The 259-nt window shown below is 43.2% G+C and carries 1 protein-coding gene; it reads right to left on the bottom strand.

Annotated features, from left to right (window positions below):
• On the bottom strand, window positions 1-259 hold a 259-nt coding region (locus M3194_RS31060), incomplete at both ends, for a transposase (protein WP_397334403.1).

Genomic DNA, 259 nt, shown 5'->3' with positions numbered 1-259 from the left:
AAGGTCTTCACCTTTTCTTGTAGCTTCATTTTCTGTTTGACAACAGCTTTGCCCCAGACAAACGTGTAACGATTGGCATTCGCTTCAATCTTCGTTCCATCTAAGAAGTAATGCTCCAGCTTGATGTAGTTTTCTTCCTTGAGAAATTGAAGAACAGCTGTAAATACCGTCTCTAGAACGTCTTTCATACGCTCTGAGCGGAAACGGTTAATGGTACGGAAATCTGGACGCTGCCTAGCAGCCAGCCACATAAACATGA

Source organism: Paenibacillus glycanilyticus (assembly GCF_023715145.1).
In the GTDB taxonomy this organism is placed as follows: domain Bacteria; phylum Bacillota; class Bacilli; order Paenibacillales; family Paenibacillaceae; genus Pristimantibacillus; species Pristimantibacillus glycanilyticus_A.
Note: the sequence above shows the minus strand (reverse complement) of the source record. Positions and strands in the feature narration are given on the sequence as shown.